The 24,369-nt window shown below is 37.6% G+C and carries 5 protein-coding genes; all 5 read left to right on the top strand.

The genetic code is table 11. From position 1 onward, the window contains the following. Nucleotides 1–2,007 (top strand): DUF8693 domain-containing protein (locus ACODSI_RS02955; RefSeq protein ID WP_488915361.1); only part of this gene is annotated, 2,007 nt, incomplete at its 5' end. Nucleotides 2,008–2,367: 360 nt separating this feature from the next. Beyond that, nucleotides 2,368–8,157 (top strand): DUF8693 domain-containing protein, encoded by a 5,790-nt coding sequence (locus tag ACODSI_RS02960; RefSeq protein WP_488915362.1) that lies wholly within the window; start codon nucleotides 2,368–2,370, stop codon nucleotides 8,155–8,157. 315 nt (nucleotides 8,158–8,472) lie between these two features. Continuing rightward, on the top strand, nucleotides 8,473–8,850 hold the full coding sequence (locus ACODSI_RS02965) for a hypothetical protein (RefSeq protein WP_488915363.1): 378 nt from the start codon (nucleotides 8,473–8,475) through the stop codon (nucleotides 8,848–8,850). 452 nt (nucleotides 8,851–9,302) lie between these two features. Further along, complete coding sequence (locus tag ACODSI_RS02970; RefSeq protein ID WP_488915364.1) at nucleotides 9,303–14,756, top strand: DUF8693 domain-containing protein; 5,454 nt, start codon at nucleotides 9,303–9,305, stop codon at nucleotides 14,754–14,756. Between the two features lie 487 nt (nucleotides 14,757–15,243). Next, on the top strand, nucleotides 15,244–24,153 hold the full coding sequence (locus tag ACODSI_RS02975; RefSeq protein WP_488915365.1) for a DUF8696 domain-containing protein: 8,910 nt from the start codon (nucleotides 15,244–15,246) through the stop codon (nucleotides 24,151–24,153). Nucleotides 24,154–24,369: the final 216 nt, after the last annotated feature.

Below are 24,369 nucleotides of genomic sequence, written 5' to 3' on the forward strand. Positions count from 1 at the left end.
AATGGTGCTAACGTTGGAACCAATAGTGCCACGTATACTTCGACTACTTTAGCTAATGGTGATTTAGTAACAGCAGTATTAACGTCTAATGCTACTCCTTGTTTGACTGGTTCACCAGCAACATCAAATACGGTAACCATGACGGTAAATCCATTACCAACAGCTAGTATAGCATCCAATAATGGACCTGCCTTGTGTTCAGGAAGTACAGTGACTTTTACAGTAACCGGAACTTCAGGAGCGGTAATAACCTATGATTTAAATGGAGGTTCTAGTGCTACAGCTACTTTAACAGGTGGTACTGCTACCATTTCGGTAACTGGTGCTACGGCAACTCAAGTGTTCAATTTGCTTTCGGTTTCCAATTTTGGTTGTCCTGTAGTTATTGGCACTTCGTCAACGGTTACTATTGAGTCTACTACATGGAATGGAACTGCTTGGAGTAATGGAACTCCAACCAGTACTAAAGGTGCTATTTTTACTGGTAACTATATGGTAACAGGAGCTGATTTGGACGCTTGTTCTATTACAGTTACGAATAGCGCTGTTGTGAGTGTGGCTTCGGGTTATAATCTACATTTAAATGGTTCGGTTACGGTTTCTTCAGGAAGTTTAACCTTGAATAACAATGCCAATTTATATCAAGCGGATGCTAGCGCTGTAAATACAGGAAACATTATTGTGAAACGCAATACCAATCCGTTAATCCGTTTTGATTACACTATGTGGTCTTCGCCAGTTGCGTCTCAAGGATTATTGGCCTTTTCACCGCTAACCTCTATAAGTCCGACCATTCGTTTTTATACCTATGACACGAGTACGAATTTATACAATTCGGTTGCTTCTCCTTCTACTACTAATTTTGCTACAGGTACCGGATATTTAATTCGTCTTCCGTTCAACCATCCTACAGCAGCTGCTGTTTGGGCTGGAAGTTTTACAGGAGTTCCGAATAATGGTACTCAAACTATTGGATTGAGTTATATAGATGCGACGCATTCGTATAATGCTGTGGGTAATCCATATCCATCCCCAATTAGTATTTCACAATTTGCTACTGATAATGCTTCTAACATAGAACCAACCTTGTATTTTTGGAGAAAAACCAATAACGCTGCGAATCCATCGTATTGTACTTGGAATACTGCTTCACAAACCTTTACTACCGATGGAGAAGCGTATGCTACTAGTCCGAATGGTGTAATTCAAACGGGTCAAGGTTTTATTGTACAGGCAAAATCGGGCGCTAGTTCGTTGGTGTTTAACAACAGCCAACGTATTGTGAATAATGCCAATCAGTTTTTCAAAACTACCGCTGCTGCCACGACTACCAATGAGGCACACCGTATTTGGTTGAATTTGACTGGAACAGGTGTTGAGTTTTCACAAGCTGTTGTTGGGTATTTCACCAATGCTACTTTAGGAGCGGATGATTATGATAGTGCTTACTTTAACGATGGAGCTGTTGCATTGAATACTAAATTGGGTGCTCAAGAATATGTAATTCAAGGACGTCCAGTACCTTTTGATGCTAGTGATGTGGTACCTTTGAACTTTAAAGTAACTACAGCAGGTACTTATACTTTTGCTATTGATCATGTGGATGGCTTGTTTACTGCAGGTGCACAAACGATTTATATTAAAGACAATACCGATGGAAGTTATCATGATATTACCAGCACACCGTTTGTATTTACTTCGGCGGCTGGAACGTTTGATACTCGCTTTGAGTTGGTGTACCAAAACTTGTTGAGCAACAATACCAATACCTTTAGTGCTAACAGCATCAATGTCATTCGTCAATCGAATCATGATGTGGTGGTGAATACCAGTACGGCTACCATGTCGAGTGTTAGAATTTTTGACATCAGAGGTAGATTGCTTGTGGAGAAAAAAGACATCAATGCTAACGAGACTCGAATCAATGTAGGAACGACCAACCAAGTGTTATTGGTTGAAGTGGTGACTACAGAAGGGTATAGAGCCGTTCGAAAAGTGGTGAATTAACAAATAAAATTTTATATAGTATTGAAAAAGAGGTTCTTTCTGTTGAAGGAGCCTCTTTTTTTGTTATGAGTATTTTTGTAAGTTAATTGATAGTCAATTACGAATTATTGATGAAGAAACCCTTTCGAGAGAAAGGGCTTTTTTATGAACTTTCTGATAGAATGATGTATTTTGTCGATAATAATTACTTGTTGTCGAATAGTTTGATTTGGTTACTTATGACCTTGTAAAAAAGAATACTTTTATAAGTTGAAATAAAATAATGTGCCTAATCCGTTGATTAGGAGTTTATCAGGTTAAAAAAATGTTATAAACGTTTATGCCCTATCAATACTAATGCTGAATAGAAAGAAAAGAGGTTTGAATAGATTTATTTGTATTGTTTTGTTTTTGCTTTTCGGAATGATAAGCAAGACCAACGCTCAGGTTAATGCCTACACTTTTTCACAAGTAATGTCTACTTATGTTCCGTTAACAGGGATACCATCTGTTGCTTATGCTGCACCATGGGATGATCATACTGCAGGAGCTGCTTTTCAAGCGACCCTACCTTTTTCTTTTGTCTATGATGGCATTTCCTATACGACTTGTTATATTGATCCAAATGGGTTTATCACTTTTGGTGCCACTCAACCTGTCGCTACTTTGTACAATCCGATTAGCAATGGGCTTAATTATACAGGATCGATTTCTGCTTTGGGAACTAACTTAATTTCTAATGGTTTTCCGATACAATATGATGTTGTTGGTACTGCTCCCAACAGAACTTTTGTGGTTCAATGGACTGGTGTGAATCGAAAAAGTGGTGGTGTAGCTGTAGCAGGAGATTTTAATTTTCAAATTCGATTGAATGAAACCTTAAATACGATTGACTTTTCTTATGGATTGTGTCAGCCTACTGGAACTACTATTACTGTTGAAGTAGGGTTGAGGGGTCCTAACAATAATGCAGCTCAAGGAAATATTAACAACAGGTCTTTAGCAGCAGCATTGACTTGGTTTAATTTTACCAATACCTTACTTACCGGTTCTGGAACGTTGCCAACATCTCCATCGGCTTATCCAAATGACGGTTTGAATTTTAAATATACTCCTGCTGCGGCTTGTGCAACTCCTACTGCTCAACCCACTAATTTAGTAGTAGGAGGTACCGTATCTCCTACGCCAGACACCGTATTTAGTACTAATAGTTTTACCGCAGCCGTGCCAGCACCCACTAATTATTTGGTGTTACGAAGTACCGTAAATACGCCGCCCACAGCAGCCAACGTGATAAACAGAACCTATTATCCGGTGAACACGGTAATTTCTGGAACCTATACGTCTGTTAGTATTAGCAGTGCAACCACATTTTTACAAACAGGATTAACACCAGCCACTACCTATTATTATTGGGTAATTCCTTATAATGATAAATGTGCTGGAGCACCCTATTATAACTTGTCATCAGTTTTGACAACAAGTGCAAGTACGTGTTATAAACTTACTACCGCTACCGCTGCTACTGTAGTTGGAGGAAATGATTTTACAGCTAATTGGAATGCCGTTGCTGGAGCATCAGGTTATTATTTGGATGTTTCCACTAACAGTACTTTTACGGCTTTATTACCAGGATATAACAATTTGAGTGTTGCGAGTACCGCGACTTCAATTACCATTGCTGGTTTGCTGCCCGCTACTACCTATTATTATCGTTTACGTGCTTATACGAGTGTGCCCAGTTGTTTGCAAAATAGTAATACCATTACGGTTACTACAAGTTGTGGGTATTATACCATTCCGTATTTGCAAAATTTTGATAGCTTTTCATCGGGAGTTTTACCTACCTGTTATACTAGAGAAGATCTTAATGGTGATGGTATAAAATGGGAAACACAGAGTATTAATTTTTCATCGGCTCCGATGTCTTTGTTTATGAGTAAAAATTCTGCTCAAGCGATGAATGATTGGATTTTTACACCGGGATTAAATTTAACAGGTGGCGTTACGTATCGATTATTTTTTAGATACAACACTGGAAATACTTCTAGTACTACAGAGAATTTAAAAGTGCGATTGGGTACAGCTCCTGCCTCTGCAAGTATGAATCAAACTTTATTGGATTTGCCAAATATAAACAATGCTAATTTTCAAATAGAGACCGTAGATTTTGTACCTGTTACTTCTGGAGTTTATAACATAGGATTTCAAGGGTATAGTATAGCCAATCAATCGTATATTGTTTTAGATGATATTAGTGTTACCATCTCGCCGAGTTGTTTTGAACCTAGTGATGTTGCGGCATCTGCTATTACCTCCTCTTCAGTCACGCTAAATTGGACTGCAGCATCGCCTGCGCCTGCTAACGGATATGAATATTATCTATCTACATCAAGTACGCCTCCAACGACGGCAACTGTTGCTACTGGAACTGTTGGTGCTGGTGTTACTAGTATTGTTATCAATGGATTAGTGTCTAGTACCTATTACTATGTTTGGGTACGAGGTAATTGTGGTGCTACGGATAAAAGTGTTTGGTCTTTATTAGAAGATTTTAATACGGAATGTAATGTTCCAACGCTAACGAGTTCTGCTTCGGTAACCCGTTGTGGAACTGGTACCGTTACTTTAACAGCAGTGCCTAGTGCTGGAGCGGATGTCAATTGGTATGCCGATAGTACTAGCTCCACGATTTTATCTACTGGGAATTCGTATACAACTCCTTCCATTGCTAGTACAACTACGTATTATGCCGAAGCAAAATCATTTGGAGCTGTGGCAAAATTAGGTCCTGTTAGTCCTGTTGCTCAAGGTGGAATCATTGGTCTTCAAAATTTTCAATCGAGTGTTAATTTTAGTGTAATTTCAAACACGTCGTTATTGTCTGTCGATATTTATCCGATGACTTCGGGGCAATCGGGACAATTGATTTTGAGAAATTCTGCTAATGTATTGATTACCGCTTTTCCATTTACTACAAGTGTTTCTGGAGGAACCACAGCACAAGTTATTCCTATTAATTATTTATTGCAACCTGGAAATTACAGTCTGTATTTTGGAGTGATGCCAGCTGCAGGTGTTCGAATGAATACCACAGATGTGTTTTATCCTTATGCTACTTCTGTAGCCACAATTAACGGAAACACTACGGATAATAGTTACTATTTAGGATTGTATAATTGGAAATTTACAACAGAATGTCTTTCGGGAAGAGTTCCTGTTACCGCCACAATTGTAACGCCTCCTACTTTAAGTTTGAGTTCTAGTTCTAGTTCTATCTGTAATGGTTCTTCGACTTCGGTAGTTACTGTTTCAGGATATTCGTCTTATAATACTTTGGTTTGGTCTCCATCTACTGGAGTTTCAGGAACGTTTGCTACAGGTTTTACTTTTAATCCTACGGTTACCACAGTATATACTTTAACTGCCAATCAAACTTCTGGTGGTTTGTGTGGTAATGTGGTTACTTATACGGTGGCTGTTACTCCGGCACCTCCGGCAGTTGTTATTACTCCAGCTACGGCTACTGTTTGTCAAGGAAACATTCAACCCTTAAATGGTGGGATTGGTTCGGGTGTTACAGTGCCTATTTTCACTGAGAATTTCAATGCAGCCACCAATGGTTGGACAGTTGCCAATACCTCAGTAGGAGGTGATACCAATGCTTCTCAATGGACTTTACGTCCCAATGCGTATCACTATGTAAATAGTTTCGGATGGGATGTTATTTTTAATAGTAATGACGCTTCGCAATTTTACTTGGCCAATTCCGATTCGCAAAGTGGCACTCCTGGTATATTAACTCGAACTACTTTAACTTCTCCTAATATAAGCTTGGTGGGCTATACCACGGCAACGCTAAGTTATTATCAATATTTAAGATATGTTACTAATGACGTTGTATTGGTAGAAGTATCTACAGACGGTGGTACGAATTGGACCACCATAAAAAGTTACAATACCGCCAAAGGCGCATCCAATGCTTTTGCAAACGATACGGTTTTATTAGATCCTTATTTGGGTAATGTTAATTTTAAAATTCGTTTTAATTTTAGTTCCCTTTGGGGTTATGCTTGGGCTATAGATAATGTTTCTATTTCTGGAATGTTAGCCACTGCTATGACATGGACTCCAGCTACCGATTTGTATACTGATGCCGCTGCAACCGTTCCTTATACAGGAACTGCACTAGGCGTTGTTTATTCTAAACCACAATCTAATATTACGTATACTGCTACTATAACAGGAACTAATGGATGTTCACGATCGGCAACCAGTGTGCTTACTGTTATCCCTAATACAATAGCAGGAGTGGTATCTAGTGACCAGATTATTTGTAATGGAGGTGTTGCCACCGACTTGACATTGGTTGGTAATGTGGGTACAATATTACGTTGGGAATATGCAGATGATGCTGCCTTTACTGCCGGATTGGTATCTGTGGCTAATACCACCAATACGCTCACTGCCGCTCAAATGGGAAGCATCACCACGGTGCGCTATTTTAGAGCTGTAATAAAAAATGGTGGCTGTAATCAATTGTATACTAATGTTGTTTCTATATCGTATCCTGTAACTACTTGGAATGGTTCTGCTTGGAGTAATGGTGTTCCTAATGCCAATGTTAGGGCTATTATTGCTGGAAATTATACTTCTACTGGTGACTTATATGCTTGTTCAGTTCGCATCAATTCGGGTGCGGTAGTGTTTAATGCAAATCACTCTTTAGTAATCACCAATGATTTGTTTGTTGCAGGAGGATCTCTGACTTTTGAGAATAATTCTAGTTTGGTACAAATAAATAATTCGGTTAATACGGGTAACATCGTTTATAAGAGGAATTCTACACCGATGCGAAAGTTTGATTATACCTATTGGGCAACGCCTGTTTTTCCTCAAACGTTTACGGCTTTTTCGCCATTAACCCTTTCGGATAAATATTTAAAATTTGACCCAACCATTCCTAATTGGATCAGTATGTCGCCAACTGCGGTTATGGATTTGGGTAAAGGTTATATTATTAGAGCTCCTAATACTTATGACCCTGTGACTACTACTGTTTTTAACGGTGTTTTTACGGGATTGCCTAATAATGGTATCATCACTACACCTATAGTAGTTTCTGCAAGTACCCTTAATTTGATTGGTAATCCGTATCCAAGTGCTTTGAGTGCCGATTTGTTTTTGTCTGATCCGCTAAATGCTGGGATTGTAGACGCCACCATTTATTTGTGGACACACAATACAGCAGTTACAGGAAATGTGTATTCTAATAATGATTATGCAGTTTATAATTATTTAGGAGGTATCGGCACTAGTGCAGCATCTTCAACAGGAGTTAACACCAGTGTTCCTAATGGAAAAATTGCTTCAGGGCAATCCTTTTTTATTAAAGGGCTTTCCAATGGTATTGCTACCTTTAAAAACAGTATGAGGCTCGTTGGAAATAACACTCAATTTTTTAAAATGAGTTCGGTATCCAATACGTTGACCTTTGAAAAGCACCGTATTTGGTTGGATATCACTAACGATTTAGGCGCGTACAAACAAACCTTAATTGGTTATGCTGCGGGTGCCACTATGGGTGTTGATAGAGGAATAGATGGTGCTTATTTCAATTCGGGAACCCCAGTTGCTTTATACTCATTAAGTGATGCTACTACTACACTTGCTATTCAAGGACGTTCTTTGCCTTTTGATGTGCATGATGAAGTTGCTTTAGGTTTTTATACAGATGCCTCTGGAACCTATACTATTCGTTTGAGTAATTATGATGGGTTGTTCGAAAATCAAGAAATATATTTAAAAGATACACAATTCAATATATACCATGATTTGAAACAATCTCCGTATGTTTTCCAATCGGCATCAGGTACGTATAACAATCGTTTTGTATTGGTTTATCAAAATAGTGCTTTGACTACTCAATCGAGTTCTTTTACTGAAGATAGAATTGTGTTGTATAAACCTAATCAGAACTTGCGTGTTGATTCGGGCACCATAGTGATGAAAGAAATTAAAGTCTATGATGTAAGAGGTAGATTGCTTTTTGAGAACAACGCCATTAATGCCACTACTGCTGAAATACCTTTGGGAGCTACCAATCAAGTATTATTGATTGCCATAACCTCTCAAGACGGTGTTACGGTGACTAAGAAATATGTAAATTAAGTTATCTACTATTACTATACGATACACCTCCCTTGTGTTGTTCACCTCGGGAGGTTTCTTGTTTTTTAAATCCAATGAATAATTATAGTATTTTGAGGCGTTTTATGGGTCTTAATTAGTATAATTTACGGCAGGTTTTCTTTTTATTTTCCCTTTTATCAGTGCTTTATGTTATTTGTGTACGGATGAAATGCTCTTTTTTAGGATTAAATACACGAGCCTGTTTCTTAAACGAGTATTGGTGTTATTCATCGAAAATATTTTATTTCGGCTAAGTGCCACTGTAGATTTGTATCAGAAAATTAAACCACTGATATGAACCACACTGCTCAAAATACTTCAACTTCTTTCTTCTCTGAAAACAGAAAAAGCTTAGTAATTTTATTTGTTTTATTTTTACTTTCTAGTGTTGGAATGTTTGGACAAAACAAAGCAGTTGTTGTTTCTGAACCAGTAACTCCAGTTGTTGTTAATACGCTTACTACAGCAGTTGCTTACGATTCGGATGTTGATTTTGTAAATTGGTTTATGGGTTCTAAACAAACTCAAAATGTTCAAGAAGCAGGTACAAGTACTTCTACTACTTTTGCTTCTAAAAAGAAACAAATTATTTCTTCAGGAATTGCTCCTAATAAAGTGCTTTACAGAACTTTTGTAAAAAAAGTAATTAGTCAAGAAAGCGCCGTAGCCTAATAAGTTAAGTTTTTATATATAATACGGTTAGTTACCTCATTAAAACCTCCTTCGGGAGGTTTTTTTATAGTTATCAAACTCAATTGTTTATAAATAGTTATCCCAACTTTAAGAGAAAAAACTAATTTTTTTACATTTGTTTAGTCTAACGTAACCTATTCTATTTTTTAGCAGTGTTATTCTTATAAAAAATGAAGTAAAATCGTTAAAAAGTTACGTTTTTTATCGATTAAATATACTTTTTGTCGATTTATACCGATGTTGAAACTTTATATTAAAATTTTACAAAAAAATAATGTAAATTTATCCGCTAAATGCGTTTCGTATTTATTATACCCAACTATATAAAAATCGCTATGATAACATTATTACTAAAAAAATTAAGTACTCGATTATTCAATAACTGTTCTTTTGGATTTGTTCTTTTGTTATTGGCATTGTTTAGTCTAAATATGTCAAATGGGCAATCTGTTGTTAATTACCAATTAAATCAATTGGCAACAAGTTCTACATTCCCTTTAACAGGTAAAACGGTAATTTCCCCTATCTCAGGAAATGTTGATGATGCGGTATATAATTTTACTCTTCCTTTCGATTTTAATTTTGGAGGTGTTACTTTTACAAATGCAAGTGCAGCAAAATTATACGTTTCCACTAATGGTTTTGCAACGTTAGGCTCGGCACCAGCAATAAATAATTATACTCCTATTTCAAGTCTTGATACCTACTCTGGTGCCATGTCAGTTTATGGTTGGGACTTAGACATGATTGCAGCTACAGGAGTTAAAAATATTGGATATGTGGTATCAGGTTCACCAGGCTCAAGAATATTAAAAGTAGAATGGGTGGTTGAACGTTCTAATGGTTCGACAGCTAGTGCTACTGATGGTGGAACCGTTATGATATTCCAATTGTGGTTGTATGAAACGACCAATGTTATCGAAATGCATTACAATACTTTCAATCCTAGTACTACTGTAAGACAAGGGCAAATAGGTTTGAGAGGCATTAATAATACAGATTATAAAAATTTAAATTATTCTACTTCTGCTGATTGGCCAGCTTTACCAGCTATTATGCCATTAGGTACTGCAAATAATCAAACAGTAGTTACTAGAGGTACAAGTGGTGGTAGAATACTTGCTACTTCTAATAGGTTGTTTCGTTGGACACCAGTAACTTGCTTTGCACCTTCTGGTTTAACAATTAGTAATTTAACATATAACGCAGCAACTCTAACATGGACTGCTGCTTCGCCTGCACCAGGGTCAGGGTATGAATACTATATAACTACCTCTGCGACTGTTCCAACTAGTGGTACAGTTCCAACGGGAAGTGTTGGAGCTGGTGTACTAACTACACCTTTAGGTAGTTTAGCTGGAGGTACGCTTTACTATGTTTACGTTCGTTCCAAGTGTAGCGTTTCAGACACAAGTTCTTGGTCTGTTGTCAAAACATTTTCTACGCTTTGTACTCCTACCAATACAAATTACTTCATGTATTTTGATGAGTTTGATCCTACTTGGCCTAGCGCTATTCCAGCGATTCCTACCTGTCACTCGATTCAAAATGTTGGTGTAGGGCCTTTAAATGTTTGGAAAACAAGTTATGCTACTACTCCTAGTAATACTGGTGGATTCTATGATGAACATTTGGTTTATGATGCCACAACAGGAACTGGAGGTACCGATGATGCCAATGTTTGGTTTTTTACAACAGGTATTAATTTGACTGCAGGTACAACCTATAAATTAGACTATATGTATGGTGGTTCTACAGAGAACGCAACTATTACTAATAAGATGTTAGTAAAATATGGTACTTCCCCAACCGATGCTGCCATGACAGCTGGGGTTCTTTTAGCCGATCATAATAATATCAAAGCATCTCCAATTGTTAATTATGTTAGTTTTACCCCATCTTCAACAGGGGTGTACTATTTTGGTTTTAAAGCTTATTCCGCTAAAAATAACGGTCGTTTATTTCTAGATAATATTGAATTGACAGCACCGGGATGTGTTAATCCGACAGCTGTAACGGTCTCTAGTATTACAGGGTCTTCGGCAACGGTCACATGGACAGCGCCAGCGCCAGCGCCAATTGGAGGATACGCTTACTATTTAACTACAAACCCAGATGTGGCTGCAACTGCAATGACAGTTGGTGCTCAATATCAAATTAAAACGGTTGGTACTACAAACTTTACACTATATGGTGCGGCTTCAAATACACCAGGTACAATTTTTACCTGTACCGTTGCTGGAACTGGAACTGGAATTGTAGCCTCAACAATTGCTCCTTCTGCTCCAAGTTATACCCAAGCACCAACGGGTTTTCTTGCTGTGGGTACCACAGTTTTAAATCTTACTGGACTTACGGGTAGTACTACTTATTATGTATGGGTACGATCAAAATGTAATCCAACAGAAAGTGATTTTAGTGATTGGACTGCTATGCAAACCTTTACCACTTTATACCAACCTATTTATTGTATTCCATCTACTGCAAGTACAACTTCCTATTTTAGTAATTTTAGTACTTCAGGTGGAATTGCTAATATTTCAAATCCAACTGGTTTCTCAACTGGTGGCTATGGAAGTTATATTTCTCAACTTGTTTCTCAATCTGCTGGAGCTACCGTTAATTTTAATACTGGTATTGTAGGTCCTACAGTTGGAGTTGCGATTTATATAGATTGGAATAATGATGGGGCTTTTGCAGTAGGTGAACGTGTATTTAACACCGCTGCTTATGTCACTACCTGTACGGGAAGTTTTACTGTTCCAGGAGGTCAGGCTTTAGGAGACTACCGTATGAGAATTGTTTTAGATTATCTAGCAACAAGTCCAGCAGCTTGTTCTTTCTCAGGAGCAGGCGAAGCAGAAGATTATACTTTTAGAGTTGTTACACCACCACCCGCTTTGGCTTTAAATATTAGTTCAAGTACACAATGTGCTAGTACCAATTCTCCTCTGGTGCAAATAACCCCTGCTACCATAGGTAATTATGATCTCTTTTCTTGGTCGCCAAGTATTGGTGTGACAGGAACTTCAGCTGCAGGCTATACTTTTAACTCTAATACAACAATTACCTACACTTTAACTGTAAATCAAACGTATCCTCCTTATGCTACACGTACGGTTACATTTACCTATAATGCAAACCCTTTGCCAACGCCAATTACAATTACTCCTGCGACGGCAACAGTTTGTCAAACTGGACCAGCAACTTTAATTAGTGCTACTGGCGGTATTGTTTCTGGGGTAGGTATTTTAACAGAAAATTTTAATTCGGGAGCTCCCGGTTGGGCTACAACAAATACATCAACAGGTGGTGCAAATACTGCACCGGCTTGGACTATTAGAAACAGTGGTTACAATCCTGGAGGTACTTCTGGAATTTCTTCTGTAGTTAGTAATGATAGTTCGCAATTTTACTTATCTAATTCAGATGCACAAGGTTCTGGAAGTAATACATTTGTGACTTTGACTTCTCCAACGTTTAGCTTGGTTGGGTACACTAATGCTTCTTTAAGCTTTTATCATTATTACAAGCCTTGGATTAATGGTAGTGCTACCGTTGAGATATACAATCCATCTACCTCTGCTTGGGTTACCCTTCAAACGTGGGGCAATAGTTCTACTACAGGTTCTATAGGTACTCCAACTGCTTTTTCTAATGCTATTTATAATTTGAATACTTATGTAGGTTTGACTGGTTTACAAGTACGTTTTACGTATCAAGCTAGTTGGGGATATGTTTGGGCTATTGATAACTTTAGCGTTACAGGAAGTGCAAACTCAGCCATTACTTGGAATACACAATCTGCTCCTGTATCCATTGGCACTGCTGTTCCGGGTCTTTATACCGATTTAGCAGCTACAACACAATATATTGCAGGAACTGGTAGTAATACGGTTTATGCTTTGCCAAGTTCAAATACTGTTTTCACGGCAAGTGCGAGTACACCATCGCCAGTTTGTAATGCCACTTCAACTGTCACAATCAACGTTACACCGTTGGTTCCAGGAACTGCCTCAAGTAATCAATTTGTTTGTTATGGTGCTCCTGCTAATCTTACTTTGACTGGAACAACTGGTACGGTAACTGGATGGCAATGGGCAACTGATTTAGCATTTACTACTCCAAATGCCATAGCTTCAAGTGCTTCGGCTACTTTGACTTCGGCTCAAATGGGAGCTATTACTGCCGATCGTTATTATCGTGCAGTGGTAACTAATGGCATTTGTTCTTCTTATTCAAATGTGGTGAAAATCACCTATAATTCTTCTACATGGGATGGTGCTACCTGGAGTAATGGTACGCCAAGCAATACGGTAACAGCTATTTTTGATGCTGATTATGATTCAGGAAATGCTGTGTCACCGGGTAATTTAAATGCTTGTTCTGTATTTATATCTAGTGGCGATATTACGTTTCTATCTGGAGATTCATTGATTTCTCAAAATGATGTTAATACTTCAGGAGGAACGTTGACGTTTGAAAATAATGCCAGTTTAGTTCAGGTTAATAATAGTGCAGTAAATACTGGAAATATTACCTATAAACGTAATACCACACCCATTACACGATTTGATTACACCTATTGGTCTTCACCGGTAGCACCTCAAACCTTAGTGGCTTTATCGCCACTAACTTTGGCGGATAAGTATTATACGTTTAGTCCAGCTTCTAATAGTTGGGTGAATGTTAACTCTAATACATTAATGGATGCTGGTAAAGGTTATATTATTCGTGGGCCTAATAACTTTAGTCCAACGGTACCTGCTGTATTTAATGGACAATTTTATGGAGTGCCTAACAATGGTGTAATTTCTACTCCAATAGTTGTAGGTACAGGCGATGTGAACATTATTGGTAACCCTTATCCAAGTGCTTTGAATATTAATTTATTCTTTGATTACAATGGTGTAGGTGGTTCAGGTACTGGTATTGTAGATAAAACAATATACTTATGGACACACAATACTCCTGTAGCGGCTAATAATTATTCTAATAGTGATTATGCGGTTTATAATTATATGGGAGGAACAGGAACTACAGGTGCTTTAGGTACTAACAGTGCAGTTCCGACAGGTAAAATTGCCTCTGGACAAAGTTTCTTTATTAAAGGGCTTGCCAATGGTAATGCTGTTTTTAACAACTCTATGCGTGTTGCTGGTAACAATAATCAATTTTACAAAAATCAACCTTCGGCGATTACTAGTTCCGATAGAAGTAGAGTTTGGCTTGAATTGTTTAACAATCAAGGAGGTTATAAACAAACTATGATTGGGTATGCTGCTGGTGCTACTAACGCTTTTGATAGTGGCTATGACGGTGAGTTAGTTGATGGAGGAAGTTCGGTTTTATTGTACTCTAGGTTAGCTCCAAAGAATTTAAGCATTCAAGGTAGAGGATTGCCATTTAACGAAAATGATATTATACCCTTAGGATTTAAGGTAACCACTGCTGGTTCTTATGAGATCAAACTTTCTAATTTTGACGGATTATTTGATACTCAAAAAGTATACATTGAAGATTTATTGTTGAATGTAATTCACGATTTAAAAGACAGTAATTATACTTTTACAAGTGCTTCTGGAGTATTTGATACTCGTTTTGTATTGCGCTTTACTAGCACTGCTTTGTCAACAAGTGCTCAACAGCTTGATGGTACCACTGTAGTAGTGTACAAACAAAATGATGTTATTCATATCAATAGTGGTGTAGCTACTATGGAAGATGTTAAAATATATGATGTACGCGGCAGTTTGTTGTACTCCAAAAATAAAGTGAATGCTACTGATTTAGTGGTTGCTACTTTATCATCTTCACAACAAGTTCTTCTAGTTACTATTACTTCTACGGATGGTAAATCGGTTACTAAGAAATTGATTTTCTAGTAGGTTAGAAAAAATAAAATACAAAACCATGTGCGAGTTTATTCCGTACATGGTTTTTTTTATTTGGTGTTGTTTTTAAGGTGCTGAGGGACAAAGTTACAAAGGAGCAGAGGTGCAAAGGTGCAAAGGTTCTGAGGTGATGAGGAAAAATAGTTGGAATAGGTCTATTCTTGGTTTTATTTTTGTAAAAAATAGCGTTGGTTTTGTGGTAGCATTTTAGATTTGTTTCTAAGTGTTTTAAAATAGTATCTGTTGTGATGAATCAACAGGTTCAAATTATAATTGTCTTATTGCCTGTTATACGCTCTTTCCTACATAAAATAGCACTTATAATATAATCATTGTGTTATTATATAGTGTATTGAATGGTTTGGGATGTATTTTATCGATTTTTTTACCCTTTATGTCGTTTTTGTGAATTTTATGTTAACGACTTATTAAAATAATTTATACTTTAACACATTAATTAACCCAATTTTTTAAATTTATGATGAATAACTACAATTCTCTGAATTATCGAAAAATTTCGAAATTCAGCTCGCAAGAGCCCGATGTGGTTGGGAATGCGCCCAATTCTAGTGGTAAAATGCGAACGTCGTGGATTCTAGCTTTATTTGTGTTCTTCGTGTTTCTACTTCAAAGTGGTACTGCTTATGCTCAAGGCTATACAGTTCCTACTTGTTCTGTAGGGATAGGAAGTAATACCTATGGACCTATGAATAGCAATACTACTGCAAACAGTAAGAACAGAACAGCGTACATTATACCTGCTTCTCAATTAACCACTGTTGCGGGTAGTAATTTAACTAGTATTTTTTTTAGAAGAATTGCCGCATCAGGTTCCTTAACTGGTACTACTACATTCAATGTTTATTTGAAGCAAACTACAGCTACCGATTTTGGAGCAACTTCACCCACATGGGCTACAGAAATTGCGTCAGCCACTTTAGTGTATAGTGGTACTGGAGTTACTGAAGTTGGCTCAACCGCAGGGTTTAAACAATTTACATTTAGTTCTGCATTTGCTTATTCTGGTGGAACCAACAATTTAGCTGTTTATGTAGAATATACACAAACTACAGCCCAAACAACTTCTATTACTTGGGATTATGAATATGGTAGTACTTGTATTAGCACCACAAATAGCAATACTACTAAATATTGGAATGGAACAACAGCGCTAAGTGCTACTTTAACATCTACTAATTATAGAAGACCAGTTACTGCATTTAATTATACATTGCCTCCTTGTTCAGGTACTCCTGCTCCAGGTAATACTGTGGCTAGTACAACAACACCTTGCTACAATGGAGCAGTTTTTTTATCTTTACAGAATACCACTGCTGGTTCTGGTGTAACTTACCAATGGTATAACTCAGCTGGGTTAATATCTGGAGCAACATCAGCAACCTATACAACACCAGCGTTGACAGCTGCCAATACTTATTATTGTAATGTAACGTGTAGTGGAAATACTACTGCGTCAAATAGTATAACTCTTACACCAAGTTCAGCGAATTCTACTTTTCCATGGACAGAAAATTTTGATTCGATGGGTTCTATCGGTGCTGCTATCCTGCCTTCATGTTGGGCTCAACAGACAGGGTCAAGTACTTGGACGTCTTCCAATGCTGCATCCAATACTTATAACGATCCAAGAAGTGCATCTAATTATATGACTATATATTATGGTGCAACACCAGATTATTTATGGACTCCGCCATTTCAATTAACTGCAGGAACTTCTTACGATTTTAGTTTTTACTTTGTTGGTGATTTGACTTCCGGCTGGAATGGTAATGTTTATGTAAATGGTATACAAAGTTCAACTGGAGCAACTGCTTTAGGTTCGTCTTATGTAGTTGGTGCTACCACTACACTAGGAGGTACCTCTTATACTCTAGTTACTCGGTCTTTTACACCTTCTTCTTCAGGGGTGTATTATTTTGGAGTAAATGCCTATACTAGTACAAGTTCGCCATGGTATTTAGGGTTTGATGACTTTTCTGTTAAATTAACACCATCGTGTGTTGCTCCGACAGTTTTAACCTATTCCTCGCTTACTTCTAATGGAGCAAGTATCAGTTGGACAGCTCCAACTAATGCTCCGACAAATGGATATGATTATTATGTTTCTACATCCAATACTGCTCCAACAGCTTTGACTACTCCAACGGGTAGCACTTCAGCTGGTGTTACTACAGTTGCATTAACAGGTTTAACATCAAACACTCCTTATTATTTTTGGGTACGTTCTAATTGTTCGGCTGTTGATTTATCAGGTTGGGCTGGATCTAGTACTTTTACAACGCCTTGTGCTCCTTTAAGTTTAAATGTTGTTCAAGGGTTTAATGCTGCAACTATGCCATCTTGTTGGTCACAACAGTTTGTCTCGGGTTCGTTAGGATTTACATTCCCAACTACAGGAACTGGTACACCAGCGCCTACACCACAAGAAGGTACTAATCAAGTAATGTACAATTCTTATAGTAATAGTACTCAAACGCGTTTGGTTTCAGCTCCATTTATTACAACTGGTTCATCAAGTATTGATGTTAATTTCCAATGGTACCAAAGCAATAATGGAGGAGCTACATCATACCTTACAGAAGGTGTAACAGTTCAATATTCAACTGACGGATCTACTTGGACTAGTGTTGGATCACAATTTTTACGATACAATGCTACAACAGGTTGGTCAGGCAAAACGGTTACATTGCCACTTGCTGCTGGAAACCAACCTATTGTTTATGTTGGATTCTTATTCCAAGGAAATGGTGGTTATGATACTTATTTAGACAACGTTTCTATAACTCCAACACCGAGTTGCTTTATACCAACTGCAGTAACTGCATCAGCAGTTACTACTTCAGGTGCAACTATTTCATGGACTGCTCCAGTATCAGGAACTCCAGCATCATACCAATATGAAGTGAGAGCTTCAGGTGTTGCCGGAAGTGGTGCTTCAGGTTTAACGGCAAACGGAACGGTTACAGCTCCTACGGCTACCGCTACGGTAACTGGATTATCAGCTCAAACTACTTATAGTGTATATGTTAGAACATTTTGTGGTGGTAGTGATTATAGTGCTTGGACATCGGCTACAACTTTTACAACGCCTTGTAATGCTGTAAGTTCGTTTCCTTTTACTGAAACGTTTGATGCAACTAGTACTTCTTTAGGGTGCTGGGGTGTATCAGCAGGAACAGGTGCTGCTTACCAATGGGGAGTAACTACAGCTGATGCTACGTATGGTGTTGCAGGTCCTGCAGCTTCAACTCGTTTTGCTTTTTTAAATGTATTTAATGCAGTTACAACTTATAACACCTATAATCTTTTTACGCCTTCATTCACATTGGATGCAGCTCCGAAAAGATTTAAATACAACTATTTCTTAGGTACTGGTGGGTATAAAGGAACAACTGGGGCTACAGGTACAGATCCGTATCCATTGCAAGTGTTTATTAGTGTAAACGGTGCTGCCTATACCGCTTTGTATGCTCACAGTTCTTCAAATTCTACTTTTGCAACTACAAATGCAACTACGGGATGGCAATCAAATATTATTGATTTAACGGCTTATGCAGGTCAAACTATTAAGTTAGCTTTTGTTTCTAACTCAAACTATGGTTCTGGTACTTGTAATCAAGCTATCGATGAGGTAATTGTAGAGACTATCCCAACAGCAATTACTAGTTTTACTCCTGCAGCAGTTTGTTCGCAAGCAGGTTCAACTATTACGATTAATGGTGCTGCATTTACTGGGGCAACAGCCGTTAAGTTTAATGGTGTTGATGCAACTTCATTTACCGTTGTAAGTAATACACAAATCACAGCTGTAGCACCATTAGGGGTAACTGCTGGCTATATTACAGTTAATGGTGTAAACAACATAGGTACAAGTGCTACTACTTTAGCAGTAACAAATAATCCTACATTGTCTGCAATTACTATTGTGCCTACTGTAGGTGCGCCAGCAAGTTCACCAACTTGTTTGAATTTAGATGATACTTCTGATAATATTCAATTGAATAACTCTTACCCTGGTGGGACATGGAGTTCTTCAGATATTTCTATTGCTACTGTTGATGGCAGTGGATTAGTGACTCCATTGGCTGAGGGTACGGTAACCATTACCTATACTGCATCTGCTGGAACTACTCCTACTTGTTATACTTCTGTAACAAAAGTAATTACAATAAATAAACCAGTATCGATTTCGACGAGTACTGCTGTTCAAACAGTTCTTACTGGTAATAATGCTTCGTTCTCAGTTACTGCAACAGGAACAGGTTTATCCTACCAATGGTATGAATCTCCTTATGATGCTCCTACTTTTTCTAATGGTCCATTTACTCTTATAACCAATGGAGGTGTCTATGGAGGTGCTACAAGTAGTACTTTAACAATTACTGGTACTCCTGCTACCTTAAATGGTTATCAATATTATTGTACAGTTTCTGGAACTAGCCCTTGTGGCGCTGTAGATTCAAACCCAGCAACTTTAAATGTTGGAGATACTGGTATTACAGGAGATCCAGCAGATGTGTCTTTATGTGAAACAGGTTCGGGTACCGCTACCTTTACCGTAGTTCCTTCTGGTACTGTAAATTCTTATGTTTGGTATGAAAACCAAGGTTTAGGATTTAATGCAATAACTGATGGAACATTTGGAGGTGTTACATATGACACTACGACTTTGGGTACTTTATCTTTATCAGGTCTTACTACAGCTAATAATAGTTGGACATATAAAGTTGATGTTGTTGGTCCTGCTAATACAGCAACTTCTAACACTGCTTTATTAACTATTAATCAAAGTGCAAGTTTTGCAAGTTCTCCATCCAATCAGACTGTTTGTTATACAGGTGGTTCTGCTACTTTTGGTGCTGCTTTGACTGGTAACTACTCTGGTGTTCAATGGCAGTATTCTACAGATAATTCCTCATGGAATAATGTAGCCAACGGAACTCCAGTTGGTGCTACTTATACGGGTACTAGTTATACTGGTAATGCGTATACAGGTTCATTAGGAGTGACTACTACAGCTTCAACTCCAGCCTCTGGAACCTACTATTATAGAGCTTTAGCCTATGGTGCTGCACCATGTTCTAATGCCTCTTCATCTGGTGCACAGTTGATTATTAATAATCCAACAATTACTACTGCACCAGTTGCTGCATCTGTTATAGGAGGTGGAACTGCTACTTTTAGTGTTGTTAGTAATGCTACAACACCAACTTACCAATGGCAAAGTGCTACAACATTAGCGGGTCCATATTCCAATGTTGTTGATTTAACACCTGCTACAGTTACTTATACAGGAGCTACTTCTTCTACATTATCTGTTGTAACGACTACAGCAACTGCTGCAAGTACAGCTAATTTCTACAGATGTATCGTTACTTCTAATGGAACTTGTTCAGTTACATCAACCGGTGCTCAATTAACAATTTCTAATTATTGTACTATACCAGCATCAACTAGTACTGCTTCCTATTTTGATGCATTTACTACTTCAGGTGGTGTTACCAATATTAATAACACAGCTTCTGGTTTCTCACCAGGAGGTTATGGTAGCTTTATAGCACAAAGTGCTTCGCAATTACAAGGTCAGTCTGTAAGTTTTACAACTACTTTAGCAGGACCAACAGTTGGTGTTGCTATTTGGGTTGACTGGAATCAAAACGCTGTTTTTGAAACAACTGAAAGAGTAGCAAATACTACAGGTTATATTTCTGCATTCTCAGGAAGTTTTGCTGTTCCAGTAACTGCAATACCGGGTAATACAAGAATGCGTATAATGATGGATTATAATAATTCTAACCCTACAAGCGCATGTCCAGCAACAGGAGGAAGAAGAGAAGTAGAAGATTATACTTTTACCGTATTGGTTCCGCCAGCTTGTTCTGGAACTCCAGTAGCGGGTACAATATCATCATCTGTTGCTAATGTATGTTATACGGGAACTGCTACATTAACCGCTAATGGTTATTCAACTGGAGTTACAGGTATTTCATTCCAATGGTATAATACGGCAGGAGCTATAAGTGGTGCAACAAGTACAACCTATACTACGCCGGTATTATCAGCTTCTGAAACATATTACTTAAGAGTAACTTGTGTAAATGGTGGTGCATATGCAGATACTAATCCTGTAACTATTGGTGTTGATGCACCAGCAGTGACATCTACTACTCCTGGTACTCGTTGTGGTACAGGTACTGTTGTATTAGGAGCTACAGGTTCTGTAGGTAACACCTTAAGTTGGTATGCTGCCGCTACAGGTGGTTCTCCACTAGGAACAGGTACATCATTTACTACGCCAACTATTGCAACAACTACTGATTATTATGTTGCGGCTAATGTTGGTGGTTCTTCCTTTTCTGGAGGTAAACCGTCAACTAATGGAGCAGAGGGTACTAACACAACGGGAGGAATTTATTTTACTGCAAATACTGCTTTTAATTTGAATTCAGTTGTTATGTATCCTCAAGGATCAGGAACAAATACAATTGTATTGTATGCGGGTTCTGCAACTTCTGGAACACCAATTTATACAACAAATTATACTTTTACAGGTGCTAGTAGTACCGGTGTAACTGTGCCTTTAAATTGGAATATTGCTCCTGGAAGCTATACTATCTATCAATCTGTTTCTGTTGCTTCTTGTTTCAGAGATTCTGGGACTGCTTCATTGCCAGTAACTGCTTATCCATATAATATTGGATCGGCATGTACATTAACAGATGGTACTTTATCTGGTTTTTATTATTTCTTCTATAATTGGGGAATATCTACTGGTTGTTCTTCTGCTAGAACTGCGGTTACAGCTACAGTTACAGCTCCACCTGCTTTATCAATTAGTAGTGCTTCAAGTTCAGTTTGTAATGGATTGTCAACTACAACACCAGTAACTGTTACCTCTACATTAGGTGATTATGATACCTATACTTGGTCTCCTTCAACAGGAGTAAGTGGTTCTGCAGCTTCTGGATATACATTTAATCCTACAGCTACTACCACATATACATTAACGGGTTCAAATGCCGCTGGTTGTGCTAATACAGTTACTCATACAGTAACAGTTAATGAATTACCTTCTGCGTTTGTAGTTTCTCCAGCTACTAGTACTGTATGTAGTGTTGGTCTTCCGGTAATGTTGGCTGTTGCTCAAAGCAACCCAATACCGTCTCCAACAGCTTGTACTGAAATTGGCAATGGTCAGTATCCTGGTACTGCCTTTACACCAACTACTTGCGATGGGACAACAGCAAATTCAATTACAACTGTAGGTTATGCCGGAGAGTATTCAGTCGTTAATACTTCTAGTAATACAGTATATACTTTTGTTTCTTCATTAGCAGGTGATTATGTAACAATTATGGATTCAACTGGTGCTACAGTATTAGCGTATGGTCCTTCTCCTGTTACATGGTATAATGCTAGTCAAACTTCAGTAAGATTTATTTCAGTGAATGGTACTTGTACATCAGATTCAACATCAAGAACACGTTCTGTAATTTGTAAACCAGTTGGTTCAGTTGTATTTACTCCTTCATCAGGTTTATATACAGATGCTGCAGGTACAATTGCTTATACAGGTACAGCTGTTACTAGTGTTTATGCTAGACCATCAGCTACAACTACTTATACCGCTACAGCTACAAATGCAAGTGGATGTATTCGTACAGCAACTGCTACAGTAAATGTTAATCCAGCTTCAAGTGGAGGTACTGCATCAGCAGCTGCTTCACAATTGTGTACAGGTTTTGGTACTACACTTTCATTAACTGGAAATGTAGGTACTATTCAATGGCAACAAGCTTCAGCTGCAACTGGTCCTTGGACTAATGTTTCAGGAGCTACGTCAGCTTCATTGAGTACTGGAAACTTAACTGCTACTACGTATTATCAAGCAGTTGTAACAAGTGGTGTTTGTTCTTCTTCAACAAGTAATGTAGTAACAGTAACGGTTAATCCATTACCAACTGTAACGGTTAGTTTAGGAAGTGCTGTTATTTGTCCTAATACGACTACTACAATAACGGCTGTTCCGGGAACTGCAGGTTCTTACTCTTATGTATGGACTGTTCCAGCAGGAGCTACTAATCCAGGTAATGTGGCTAGTTTCACATCTGGTGTAGTAGGAGTTTATAGAGTTGTAATTACTAATACTGTAACAGGATGTGTAAGTGCGCAAGCATCTTCAACTCCAATTACAATTAGTGCAACTTGTTCTTCTTTAGTTAATTGTGGTGTAACATTGACTAATATAGATGATTCTATATTAAGTAATATTGTTTCGAATGCACAAGGATACCGTTGGAAAGTTACTAAAATGATCAACGGAGTACCTAGTACTAATCCAGCAGATGTTCAATATTTAGATACACTATTACGTGCATTGAAAATAACTCAATTGACATCTTATGCTTTTGATACTCAATATCAAGTAGAAGTTGCTGTTCGTTTAAACAATGTATGGGCAAGCTATTATGGAAGTCCATGTTCAGTAAGAACTCCAGCTACAACTACTAAAATTTCTAGTACTCAATGTGGCGCTACAGTTGCTTTGATGACTGATGTTGTTTATGCTGATATTGTTCCGTTCTCAACAGGTTATAGATTTAAAGCTACTAACTTATTGAATCAAACGGATGTTCAAATTATTGATAGACCTTTAAGAGAGTTTAGATTTAGTTTGTTAAGCAATGTTCAATTTAGTACTCCATATAAAATAGAAGTAGCTGTTAGAAATACTGACGGTACTTACTTACCATATGGTCAATCTTGTACTGTTACTACTCCATTATTCCCAACAAGCCAGTTGCAAGCATCACAATGTGATTATACAGCAACAAGCGTAACGGAAATGGTTTATGCAAACATTGTGACTAATGCTACAGCTTATAGATTCTTAATTACAAATAGTAGTTTAAGCTATAGCTATACTTTTGATAGTTCATTGCGTTCATTCCAATTGAATACTGTTCCGGGATTAGTAGGTTCTACTACTTATACTGTTCAGGTTGCTGTTCAAATTGGTGGTACTTTTGGACCTTACGGAAAATCATGTACATTAACTACACCAGCAGCTTTAAATGCTAAAACAATAGTTGATGTTACTGCTTTACCTCAAGGAATGAAAGTATTTGAAGCAATGGCTCTTCCAAACCCATTTGCGGATAACTTCAAGTTAGATGTTAAAACTAGCAGCGAAGAAGTTCTACAAGTTAAGGTTTATGACATGTTAGGTAAATTAGTTGAAAATAGAGAAGTGAGTACTACTGATGTTCAAACATTAGAAGTAGGAACTAACTATCCATCTGGTGTTTACAATGTAATTGTAACTCAAGGTGAAAACACTAAAACACTACGTGTGATTAAAAGATAGTTTTAAATAAAGCTAAATACATTAAACCCTCCTCAAATACTTGAGGAGGGTTTTTTATTAAGTAAATAAATCTTTCTTGTATTTAGTAAACCAATTTAAGCATAGGTCTTGCTTACTGGTTGAAATAGGTATGATGGAATTAAATAGGATTTAATGTTTTAAAACTTTTGTTTTAGGTATGAAAATAAAAAAGCCACTCATTGAGTGGCTTTTTTT

It is taken from the genome of Flavobacterium sp. FG139 (assembly GCF_057809695.1).

Coding starts and splice junctions, on each gene's coding strand:
- ACODSI_RS02965 (WP_488915363.1), top strand. CDS start 8,473: ATGAACCACACTGCTCAAAATACTTCAACTTCTTTCTTCTCTGAAAAC.
- ACODSI_RS02970 (WP_488915364.1), top strand. CDS start 9,303: ATGTCAAATGGGCAATCTGTTGTTAATTACCAATTAAATCAATTGGCA.
- ACODSI_RS02975 (WP_488915365.1), top strand. CDS start 15,244: ATGATGAATAACTACAATTCTCTGAATTATCGAAAAATTTCGAAATTC.